The organism is Herpetosiphon gulosus (assembly GCF_039545135.1).
GTDB classification, from domain to species: domain Bacteria; phylum Chloroflexota; class Chloroflexia; order Chloroflexales; family Herpetosiphonaceae; genus Herpetosiphon; species Herpetosiphon gulosus.
The window spans coordinates 57,159-69,781 of the sequence record NZ_BAABRU010000001.1 but is presented as its reverse complement, the minus strand read 5'-3'; the positions used below and the strand labels follow the sequence as shown (position 1 = coordinate 69,781).

The 12,623-nt window shown below is 49.8% G+C and carries 4 protein-coding genes; all 4 read left to right on the top strand.

Translation table 11 applies throughout. The features are described 5' to 3' along the window. Positions 1 to 37: 37 nt before the first annotated feature. The 4 genes from ABEB26_RS00385 to ABEB26_RS00370 are packed head-to-tail and all read left to right on the top strand — an operon-like array spanning position 38 to position 12,491. On the top strand, positions 38 to 553 hold the full coding sequence (locus ABEB26_RS00385; RefSeq protein ID WP_345719958.1) for a phage tail protein: 516 nt from the start codon (positions 38 to 40) through the stop codon (positions 551 to 553). Positions 554 to 597: 44 nt separating this feature from the next. Next, positions 598 to 1,095: a phage tail protein gene (locus ABEB26_RS00380; protein WP_345719957.1), complete on the top strand. Its 498-nt coding sequence runs from the start codon at positions 598 to 600 to the stop codon at positions 1,093 to 1,095. A 21-nt stretch (positions 1,096 to 1,116) separates the two neighbouring features. Continuing rightward, complete coding sequence (locus ABEB26_RS00375) at positions 1,117 to 2,244, top strand: ABC transporter substrate-binding protein (RefSeq protein ID WP_345719956.1); 1,128 nt, start codon at positions 1,117 to 1,119, stop codon at positions 2,242 to 2,244. Between the two features lie 32 nt (positions 2,245 to 2,276). After that, complete coding sequence (locus ABEB26_RS00370) at positions 2,277 to 12,491, top strand: isopeptide-forming domain-containing fimbrial protein (protein WP_345719955.1); 10,215 nt, start codon at positions 2,277 to 2,279, stop codon at positions 12,489 to 12,491. Positions 12,492 to 12,623 lie beyond the last annotated feature (132 nt).

Sequence of the window (12,623 nt, the reverse complement as noted above, 5' to 3'; positions counted from 1 at the left end):
TGAATCGTTAAGTATATGTAATTGTTGAGGTGCTTGTATGTCAGACCCATTTGTCGCTGAAATTCGGATTGTTGGATTCAATTTTGCACCCCGCGGTTGGGCTTTTTGTGATGGTCAGTTGTTGCCACTTTCCCAAAATACCGCTTTATTTTCGTTATTAGGTACAACCTATGGGGGGAATGGCAAAAGCAACTTTGCCCTGCCCGATTTCCAAGGGCGTTCCCCAATGCATCAAGGACAAGGGCCAGGCTTGAGTTTACGCGATCTGGGAGAAACTGGTGGTTCTGAAACTGTCACCTTATTACAAAGCGAAATCCCCAGCCATAACCATATCTTTAATTATGTTGGGATCGATGGCAATAACGCTGATCCAACGAATAATCTCTTTGGTGGCAGCGAATCAACCGATGCCTTTCGCAATGCTCCCGATACAACGCTATCGCCGCAAGAACTTTCATTAACTGGTGGAGATCAACCGCATAATAATATGCAGCCCTATCTAACCCTGAATTTTATTATTGCCCTACAAGGGGTCTTCCCACCCCGCACCTAAGTTCGAACGATCGGCATTAAGCTATTTAAGAGGATGACATTAATATGGCAGAACCATTTTTAGCCGAAATTCGCCTGTTTTCGTTCGTATTTGCCCCACGTGGTTGGGCTTTGTGTAATGGCCAATTGTTGCCAATCAACCAAAACCAAGCCCTCTTTTCGCTCTTGGGTACAACCTATGGTGGCGATGGTCGCGTTAATTTTGCTTTGCCCGATTTACGTGGGCGCGTTCCGATCCATATGGGTGGTGGGCATACTTTAGGCGAACGGGCGGGTGAGCAAGCACATACCTTGAGTATTACAGAATTACCAACCCATAATCATAGCTTAGCCGCCTCAAACCAACCAGCCAATAGCGCTAGTGGCTATCCGCCTGCCCGTTCGAGTGGGGTCAATGGCTATACCACCACAGGCCCAAATGGTACGATGAACCCACTGGCGGTTAGCAATGTTGGGGGCAGCCAAGCCCACCTGAATATGGCTCCGTTTTTGACAATTAATTTTTGTATTGCCTTACAAGGCATCTTCCCATCACAAACTTAATTTGGTTGAGGATTTAAAGGAATGAACAATCAGCGTTTGGGTATTGGTATGCTCATCCCTTTCGCAGTCGATCGATCGGCGATTGCTGAGCAATTTGAACAAGGGTTTCGTAGCGCTCTAGCCCCCAGCATTCACGATGGCATTATCAACGATGTACACGTGTATGTTGAAGAAGTTGGGGCTGGAGTGATTATGCTTGAGCAAAAAATCCAACAATTGCTCGGCAACCGTCAGGTCGATATTTTAGTGCTGTGGCTTCAAACTGGCTTAATCGAATACGTTACGCCCTTTTTGGAGCGCATGCCACGCCCAACGCTGGTTGTCAATCTTGGTGAAAATATTCCGCGCCACAGCGAACAACATCCGTGGATTGTTCAACACAGTTTGGGGTTATGGCAGGCCCACTATGCGCTTGGGCGTTGGGCGGCTGAACATTTGGGCCGCACAACTGTGCATGCGCTGAGCCACTACGATAGTGGTTATGATCTGCATTATGCCCTTTTAGAGGGGTTTAACCATGCTGGAGGCGAGGCAACTGGCCACTACCTGAGCCATGTTGCGCCCGATCGCGGCAATTTTGCGCCACTCTGGCATTATTTGGCAGAAACCCCTAGCGATCTGCTCTTTTATACGGCATGCGGCCCTGAGGCAAAACAATTTTTAGCAGCGTGGATAGATAGCCCGTTTGTTGGCAAGCGTCAGTTAGTGCTTAGCCCAATGGTTTGGTTTGAAATCGAGCCTGAGCTACGCTCAAAGTTAGCCCTAACTACCTGTTTGCCATGGCATCCAGATGCGCTTGCGACAGCGAATGCAGCAACAAGCCCATTTGAAGCATTGGCGCATCTTTTAGGTCTAGAAGCTGGGGCTTACCTCGCTCAAGCCTTGCTTGATTCGCCCAATTCTGACGATCAACAGCGCTTGCAAGTGCTAGCCAAGGCGGTATGGACAACTCCACGCGGCTCAATCGAGCGCTATTCAAGCCAACAAACCAGTGTGCCTACATTGTTTATTGTTCAAGCTCATCCAACCGATCAAGCCACCAACCAAGTTATGCCACTTGAGCTGGCGAATCTTGATCTTCATCCACTGCTTCGCACAATCGAACAAGCGCCACGCAGTGGCTGGCTCAACTCATATTTGTGTGTCTGATGAAGGTAACCCAAACAGAAAGGTATCCCGCTGTGTTGAAACAATCTCGACTTTCTGCTGTGGTAGCGGCACTCCTAGCTGGAGTGCTGTTTGTGCTGCAAGGAAGTGGAGCCTTTGCCGCTCCAAAGCCTGTGCAGCAAGCCCAAACGTTGGCTGAACGCCCGATGGCTGCGCCCCTCCTTGGCTCCAACGATGTGTTGTTGAGCGATATGGGTGGGCTTGGCAATAGTGATGGCAGTATCGCCGTTAATCCTGTGGTTGCCTATAATGCCACCGATAGCCAATATCTGTTGGTGTGGGAAGGCTTAGAAACTGCCACTGGCTCATTAAACTTGCATGGTCAGTTAATCGATGCAGCGACTGGTGCTGAAATTGGCACCAACGACTTTTTGATTGCCGATGATGCTGATGTTCAAGATACCTACGCCAAGCCGCAAGTAGTTTGGAATAGCGTCAATAACGAATATTTAGTGATTTTTGAAGGCGATAGCCAAGCCGCCGCCGGGATCACCAATGAACTAGAAATCTATGCTCAGCGGGTTGCTGCCAATGGTAGCTTGATTGGCACTCCCTTCCGAGTAAGCCAAATGGGCGCAGATGGCGTAAATACGCTTGATGCCTTTGAGCCATCCGTGGCTTATAACGCCACCAACAACCAATATGCAGTGGTTTGGTATGGCGATGATATGGTTGGCGGACGAGCCGAGGGTGAATTTGAAGTGTATGTTCAGTTGCTCGGCTATAGCGGCGGCAACCTGATCGAGATCGGTGGCGATGTTAAAGTTTCCGATGTTGGTACAACTGGTACTGCCACCATCCGCCCTGAAGACCCGAATATTGTGTGGAATAGTGTCAATAATGAATATTTAGTCGTTTGGCGCTCCGATGATAGTGGCACCGACGGCGATTTTGATGTTTATGGTCAACGTTTGAGCGCAGCCTTAACTGAGGTTGGCGCTGACGATTTCTTGATCGCCAATAACGTTAATCAAGATTCGTTTGATGTTAATGTTGGTTATAATCCCAATAATAATCTCTACATGGTTATTTGGTCGGGCGATAATGTGACCAACTCGGTCTATAACGTCTATGGTCAGCTGGTCAATGGAGCAACTGGTGCGCTGAGTGGTGGCCTGTTGGCGCTCTCATCAACCAATACCGGGGTTTCAACCGACCCCGCGATTACCTATAACTCACGCGATAACCAATTTATTATCGCCTGGATGGCTCCCAGTGCGCCTGGCAATACCGAACGCGAAATCTTTACTCAAAAAATTAATGCCCAAACTGGCGCACGCATCGCTCCCAATGATGTGCAAGTGAGCGATATGGGGCCAAGTGGCAGTGATACTCATTTTGCCAATGGCTTCATTGGGATTGCCTACGCTGGCCAGACCCTCAACCATAGCTTGGTTGTCTGGGGTGGGGCCGATAATCGTGATGGTCAAACAGCGGGCGAATCAGAAATTTTTGGCCAATTGATTACGCCAATTCTGAATGTGCGCAAAACCATCACCAGCAATATTACCAACCTCGATGCCTTTGATACGATCACCTATCAAATTGAAGTGGAACATGCCACCATTGTTGAAGGGGCTGATACGGTTTCGTTGAGTTTAGCCGATGGATTTAACCTCAACCTGACTGATGATTTACCAGCTCAACTCAATAGCCCCAGTATTGTTAGCGCTATCGTAAGCGATGGAGCAACGAATACCAACGTAGCAGGTAATATGTCTATTGGAAGTGGCGACCTAGCCACAACAGCGCCGTTTAATCTGCGCTATCGTTCCAATGGCAACAACAGCGAAAAACTAACTTTAGTGCTCAACGCCAAAGTTGCTGATACAACTGTGGCAGGTACAGTTTTTGGCAATGTTGCTAATACGACTTGGAGCAATAGCGCCTCACTTGGCACGGTTGCTGGCTTGACTGATAGCAGTGCCAATGTCAATGCAACCATGGCCCGCGCCTTTACCGTCAGCAAATCGAGCCTTGAAACTGAGGCCTTGATTAACCAAGATGTTACTTATCATCTTGATGTTGGGGTGATTGAAGGCAGGACTAATAACTTACAATTTGTTGATACCTTGCCTGCGAATACCAGTTATGTGCTAGGCTCAATTAACGTTAGTAATAGCAATGGCATGACAATCAATGGCTTAATTGCCAATGTCAGCGGCCAAACCTTGACGATTAATGCAAGCAGTGTGGTTAACCCAGGCAATGTTGATAACGGGGCAACCGCTGATAGCGATGTGTTCCGCTTATCCTATCAAGTAAAAGTGCTTGATGTACCAGCCAATGTCAGCGGCGTGGTTTTGACCAATAGTGTCAATGCCGCAGCCAACCCAAGCCAAGGTGATACTGGCAATACCCACAACCTGACGATCGTTGAGCCATTCTTGGATGTGAGCAAAACAATTGTTGGCGTATCAACCGCCGTCGATGCTGGCGACACCGTGCGCTACCGCATTCGGGTCGATCATACCGCTGCCAGCACGGCCCAAGCCTATGATCTGAGTGTGGTTGATGATCTTCCGGCATTGCTTGGTTCACCAGTTGTTGAATCGGCAACGATCAGCGATGGCGCAACCAATACTGATGTGACCAGTAATTTCACAATCAATGGCTCAGGCCAACTTTCGACGACAACCGCTACCAATCTTAATATCAATACCAATGGCACAACCGATCAATCCTTAACGATTATTGTTCGTGGGGTTGTTACCAATGCAGTAACGCCTGGCGCAACGATTGCCAACACCGCCAATATTACTTGGCGCAACGCAACCTCACTCCAACGCTCAAATTACAACGATTCGAGCGCCGCGCCAAATATTACGGTTCCAGCACCATTTACGGTAACCAAAACAGTAATTGCAGGTGGCACACCTACCATTGGCAGTATTGTTACCTATCAATTAACCGTCAATGTCTTAGAAGGCACAACCAATAATCTGCAATTGGTTGATACCTTGCCGGTTGGCATGAGCTATGTTTCTGGCTCATCAACCATAACCCCAAATGGGATGACCATTGCAACCGTTACCGTCTCACTCTCGGGTCAGACCCTGACCTTCGCTACAGCAAGTGTCGTCAATCCTGGTAATGTCGATAATTCGGCAACTATGGATACAGATAGCTTTACGATTTCGTATCAGGCTCGGGTCAACGATGTGCCTGGCAATGTTGCTGGTACGGTGCTAGCCAATGATGTTGATGCGACTGCTGATGGCGTAGCAGCCGATAACAATAACTCGGTTAGTGTTACAGTGCGTGAGCCACTCTTGTCGATTGATAAGAGCATCAGCACCAGCACCGCTGGGGTCGATGCTTTCGATACCGTGCGTTACCGCATTGAAGTCTTCCCTCAAGCAACCAGTAATGCCAACGCCTTTGGCCTGAATATCACCGATGATATGCCTGCCGCTTTGCAAGGCACAGTGATTGAAAGTGCGATCATCAACGATGGTGCTACTACCACTGATGTTGCGAGCAACTTTAGCATCAATGGCAGTGGCGATTTGGTCACACTTACGCCAGTAGACCTAGCGCTCAATACTAATGGGCCAAGTGATCAAGTCTTGGTGATTGTGATGCGCGGAACGGTTCGCAACACGGTTAATCCAGGTGGCACGATTGCCAACGCCGCAACTGTCACATGGCGCAATAGCGAAAGTGTGCAACGGGCCAGCTATACCGCCACCGATCTTGCACCAACGATCACGATTCCAGCTAGCTTTAGTGTCACCAAGACGGTGGCCGCCCCAGGCGCAAACGTTGCCGTCGGCGCAACCGTCACCTATCGCTTGAGCACGACCGTGATTGAAGGTACAACCAATAATCTGCAATGGGTCGATACCTTGCCCGCAGGCATGAGCTATGTACCTGCCTCAGCAGTGATTGAAAATGCTAACGGCATGACAGTTACTGGGCTGAATGCTTCGATCAGTGGTCAAGTATTAACAATTGATGCCACTAGTGTAACCAACCCCGGCAATGTTGATAATGCTGCCGTTGCCGATACCGATGCATTTACCGTCAGTTATCAAGCGACCGTGAATGATGTTGCTGGCAATGTTGCTGGCACAGTATTGACCAACGATGTTGATGCGAGTGCCAACCCAGGTTTGAGTGACAACAATAATTCAGCCAGCGTTACAGTGGTTGAGCCAAGCTTGGCAATTGATAAAGCACTCACAACCAGTTCAGTCGGGGTTGATGCTGGCGATACCGTGCGCTACCGGATTGAGGTCTCGCATCAAGCCGCAAGCAATGCCAACGCATTTAATATCAATATCAGCGATGATATGCCAGCTGGCGTGCCAAACTTTGTGATTGAAAGTGCCACGATTAGCGATGGCGCAACCAACACCGATGTTTCTAGCAACTTTGCAATCAATGGTAGCGGCGATTTAGTAACTATCACGCCACCAAACTTGTTGCTTGATACTAATGGTACCAATGATCAACGTTTGACGATTATCGTGGCAGGCCAAGTCCGCAACCAAATTAACCCAGGTGGCGCGATTGCTAACGCTGCAACCGTCACATGGCGAAATAGCGCTGGTGTCCAACGGGCCAGCTACACGGCGACCGATCTTGCGCCAACGATTACCGTTGCCAACAGCTTTAGCGTAGCCAAAACGGTAGTTGCACCTGGCCCTGAAGTTGGGGCTGGAGCAACCGTTACCTACCGATTGAGCACAACCTTAATCGAAGGTACAACCGATAATATTCAATGGGTTGATACGTTGCCAGTTGGCATGACGTATGTACCAGCTTCGGCAGTGATTGAAAATGCCAACGGCATGACGGTCAATGGCTTTGCCGCCAATGTCAGCGGCCAAGTACTAACCATCAGCGCCAGCAGCGTGCTCAATCCAGGCAACGTTGATAATGCAGCGGTTGCCGATACCGATAGCTTTACGATTACCTATCAGGCAACCGTAGCAGGCAACGCCACCAGCGGCACGCTCTTAACTAATGATGTTGATGCGAGTGCCGACCCAGGCTTGAGCGATACCAACAATCAAGTCACAGTTACGGTGGTTGAGCCAGAACTCAACATCAGCAAGACGATCAATTCAGTCACCACTGGAGTTGATGCTGGTGATGAAGTACGCTATTTCATCAAGGTGCAGCCAACCGCAGGTAGCGGAGCCAACGCCACTAGCGTAATGATTACCGACACCTTGCCAAGCCAATTGACTGCTACCAGCATTCTCTCGGCAACAGTCAGTGATGGGGCAACTACCACCAATGTTGCTGGCAATTTCACAATTGTTGGAGGCCAATTACGCACCACGGGCAACCTTAGCCTGGATCTCAACACCAATGGCGCTAACGACCAAGTGTTGACCTTGATGGTTCGGGGTGCGGTGGCTGACTCAACTACGCCACTCAGCACGATCAACAATACTGCCGACCTTACATGGCGTAACCCGGGCGGTGTCTTTAACGCCAACTATAACGATAGTGCCACGACTCCCACGATCAATGTGGCGAGCACATGGACAGTTGGTAAGTTTATTGTTCCGCCAATCACCCAAGTCAGCATCGGTCAAGTCGTAACTTACACCGTTAGCACGACCGTGATTGAAGGCACAACCCTCAATCCAGTCTGGGTTGATACAATTCCAACTGGTATGAGCTATGTGCCGGGTTCGGCGCAAATCTCGAATGCCAACGGCGTGACGATCAACAATTTCAATGTATCGCTCAGCGGCCAAACCCTGACGATTAGCGCAACCAGTATCGTCAACCCCGGCAATACCAACAATGCTGGCAGCGTTGATATCGACACCTTCTTGATGAGCTACCAAACAGTAGTCGGTAATGTCGCTGGTGGCACTGTTTTGACCAACGACCTTGATTCAAGTGCTAGCCCAAGCTTGGTCGATAACAACAATCAGGTGTCGGTGACCGTGGTTGAACCAACCCTGAGCGTAGTCAAAACCATCACCACCGCAACTGGTGGGGTTGATGCTGGCGATACGGTACGCTACCAAATTCGCGTAGCTCACGTGCCAAGCAGCAACAATAATGCAACGTCGGTCTTGCTGACTGACACCTTGCCATTAGAACTCCAAAACCTGACGCTGGTTTCAGCAATTGTCAGCGATGGTGCTACCAGCACCAATGTTTCTGGTAATTTCTCGCTCAGTGGTGGTGTTCTCAGGGTAACTGGCAATCTCAATCTTTTGATTGATACCAATGGCTCAAACGATCAGGTTTTGACTGTGATTGTGCAAGGCGCAGTTCGCGATAGCATTACTCCAACCGCGAGCTTTAGCAACACAGCAAACATCTCTTGGTCGAATGCCAGTGGAGTAAGCCGACCAATTTACATAGCCAATGGCTCATCACCAACAATTACGGTTCCAAGTGTTTGGAGCGTAACGAAGGCGATTTCGCCAGCAACCAGTACAGTTTCGCCAGGCCAAGTAGTTGAATATACCTTAACCACGACGGTACTGGAAGGCACAACCAATAATGCCCAATGGGTCGATACATTGCCGGTTGGTATGAGCTATGTTGCTGGCTCAGCCCAAGTGCTCGATGCCAATGGCATGACGATCAACGGCTTCAATGCCTCGCTTAGCGGCCAAACCCTGACGATTGCAACCAGCAGCGTGGTCAACCCAGGTAATGTCAATAACGCCGCAGCAACCGATAGCGATAGCTTTGTAATTCGCTATTTGGTAACTGTTGATAACGATGTGAGCTTGGGCGCAACCCTAACCAACGATGTTGATGCAACCGCCGGCCCAGGTTTGGTTGATAACAACAATGCGGTCAGCGTCACAGTCCAAGAACCTGAATTGACGCTGAATGTTGCTGAAACCAGCGATGCCCAGCTCGAAGCAGGCGATCCAATCACCTTCGTCGTGACGATTAACAACCCTGCTGGAGCCAATGCCCAGGATGCCAACACCGTGGCAATTACCAGCAGCTTTACCAGCAATCTCAGCAATTTGAACATTGTTAATGCCCAACAAACTGGCGGGGCAACTGGTGGTAGCTTTGCAATTGTTGGCAACAACCTGCAAACCAATACCCCAGCAAGCATGCCAATTGGCTCGCAAATTGTCTTGACGATTAGCGCTCAAGTGAACAACACTGCTGCTCCAGCCAGCTTGGCCAGCATGCAAAGCGGCGTAACATGGCGCAACGCAGCAGATGTGAGCTTGCCTCGCTACAGCCAAACCGATAGCGTTGACGCTGCAATTGCTTCGTTCTTTACAGTGACTAAGGCGATTGTGCCCGCTGCTAGTACGGTTTCAGCTGGCCAGACCGTCACCTATACCCTCGAAGTAGCAGTGATTGAAGGTAGCACCAGCAATATTGTGCTGACCGATACCTTGCCAGTTGGCATGAGCTATGAAGTTGGCTCAGGCGCAATCTTGAGCAATGGCGGAATTACGCTGAATAACTTTACAGTGACCAGCGTTGGCCAAAATGTGATCTTCCGCGTCGATCCAGCGACCAACCCTGGTAGCTACCCAAGTGATGGCCTCGACACCGATAGTTTCAGCTTGATCTATCGTGCAACTGTCGGCCAAAACGTGCCTTCGGGTACAGCCTTGACCAACGATGTTGATGCCACGGCTAGCCCCAACCTGAGCGATAGCGATAACTCAGTTACCGTTACTGTGGTTGAGCCAGATCTCAACATCAATTTGAGCAAACTTACTGCTGATGGTGGCTTAGATGCCGCCGATAAGCTCCGCCAGCAACTGGTGATTAGCCATACCACCAATAGCTTGGCCTCAGCCTATGATGTCGATTTGAATGTTGATTTGCCAGCAAGCTTTGGCACACCAGCCTTGGTTTCGGCGATTGTCAGCGATGGCGCAACTAGCACCAACTTTAGTGGCAATTTGGGCTTCGATGCCAACGGCGATTTGATCAACACTGGCAACATTAATCTCTTGATCAATACCAATGGCAGCAACGACCAACGTCTAACCGTCGTTATTGAATACACCCTGCCCAATAGCATCAACCAAGGTGCGACGGCTAGCAGCGAAGGTTCAATCACCTGGAAGAATGTTAGCGGATCACAATTACCAAGCTTCACTGCTGACAGCAATGTGTTGGATTACGCAGTTGCAACCAGCTTTGAGCTTGAAAAAGCCGTGGCGAGCACCAGCATTGCTAGCACAGTTGGCAGCCAAGTAACCTTCGGCGAAGTTGTGACCTATGTCTTAACCGCAACGGTACTCGAAGGCACGACCAACAATCTGAGCTTTGTTGACACCTTGCCAGTTGGCTTGACCTATGTCGCTGGTTCGGCCAGCGTTGCCAACGCCAACGGCATGACCGTCAATGGCTTGACTGCTAACCTCAGTGGTCAAACCTTGACGATTGCTGCGAGCAGCGTGGTCAACCCAGGCAATGTCAATGCTGCCAATGCCATCGATAACGACAGCTTTACGATCACCTACCAAGCAACCGTCGATGGTAGCAGTAGCGTGGTGCGTGGCGCGAAACTGCTGAATAGCGTCAATGGTAGCGCCGACCCAAGCTTGACCGATACAATCAACACCGCCACCGTCGATGTGATTGAACCAACCTTGACAATTGTGAAGGCGGTTGATGACAGCACGCCTGACTTTGGTCAAGTGCTCGATTACACCTTGACAATTGAACACACCGCCCAAAGCAATTCGATCGCCTATGATCTGCTGGTTGCAGATAGCTTGCCAACCGGCTTGAGTGCAGTTGCTGGCTCGCTGAACGTTATCTCAGGCCCAGCTCCAACCAGCTTTGTAATCAATGGCACAACGGTCGAAGCAACCTTCGCTAGCTTCGCAACTGGCTCGACCACGGTACTGGGCTACCAAGCCCGCGTCGCTTCGCCACCAGCCTTAGCGATTGGCGCAAGCTTGGTCAACGAGGTTGATCTCAGTTGGACTTCGGCCAGTGGTACGGTTAACTTAGAACGTAGCTACAACGCCAGCGATGATGTAACTGTCACCATAACCAGCGTTGATTTAGCGATTAGCAAGCAAGTTACACCAAGTGTTGCAACGCCAGGCACGCCAGTCACCTTTACCATCCATCTGACCAACACTGGCAACCTGCAAACCAGCAACATCGTCTTGACCGATATTGTCTCACCATTGCTGACCAACGTGAATGTGAGCAGCCAAGGCTTGACGATCACCGATACTGGAGCCAACCCAAGTTACGTTTGGACGGTCAATGATCTGCCAGCAGGCGCGAGTGGTTCGATTCAAATTTCGGGGATTATCAGCCCAAGCTTGGCGAGCGATACAACCTTAATCAACAATGTCAGTGTCAGCGATGAGATTGACCAACTGCTAGCCAACAATAATGCTAGCGCGATTGTGGCCTTGGTTGTGCCACGCATCAGCTTCAGCCTCAACAATTACGAGGTGGTCGAAGCAACTGGCAGCGCAACCGTAACCGTTCAACTGAACGCGCCAAATCCAAATAGCGCAGTTCAGGTAACTTTTGCTACTAGCAACGGTACGGCCAATCTCAGCGATTACACCCCAGTTACTCAAACGCTGACCATCCCACAAGGCCAAACCAGCGTTGAAGTGATTGTGCCAATCCTTGATGATAGCACCTATGAACTCAACGAAACCATCTTGTTGAGCTTGACCAACCCAGCTGGAACAGCCTTTGGCACCCCAATCACCAGCACAATCACGATCATCAATGATGATCGGGCTTTGGTCTTCATCCCAATGGCGACCAAACCAGCCTCGGTTGACGTAGTGGTTGATAGCATTCAAGTGCTCAATGGTACAGTTCGAGTCACGATTCGCAACACAGGTTCGGAGCCACTGTCGGGCGGCTATTGGGTTGATGCCTATATCAATCCAGCCCAAGCACCGACCGCAGTCAACCAACCATGGAATAGTATTGGGCTCTTCGGAATGGCATGGGCAATTCCAACCAATGCGCCGGTGTTAGCACCGAACGCAACCCTGACCTTAATCAGCGGTGGCCAATACTATCGCTCAGATTTGAGCTTCGTACCACCAGGCCAACTCAGTGCTGGCAGTCGAATCTATGCGCAAGCCGATTCGTTTGGTTTGACCAGCTATGGCGCGATTCTGGAAACTCACGAAATCAACGGTGGAACATACAACAACATTCGCGGGCCATACATTGTGCCAGCCAACACCACCTTGGTCTTTGCTGAGCAACGCCCAAGCACCCCAGAAGATTTGACTGGCGTGCCAGAACGGCCATTACCACGCTAAATCCCAAATAATCAATTCGGATTAACGGAAGTCACGGGGCAGTACTACTGCCTCGTGATTGTTTTAACCGCAGGAGTAAATCTCAGTACTAACCAAGAAGGGGACTACAGATTGACATATGTATAAGTTAGT

Excerpts from the sequence above, each read along its gene's own strand:
- ABEB26_RS00385 (WP_345719958.1), top strand. The coding sequence starts at position 38 with ATGTCAGACCCATTTGTCGCTGAAATTCGGATTGTTGGATTCAATTTT.
- ABEB26_RS00375 (WP_345719956.1), top strand. The coding sequence starts at position 1,117 with ATGAACAATCAGCGTTTGGGTATTGGTATGCTCATCCCTTTCGCAGTC.
- ABEB26_RS00380 (WP_345719957.1), top strand. The coding sequence starts at position 598 with ATGGCAGAACCATTTTTAGCCGAAATTCGCCTGTTTTCGTTCGTATTT.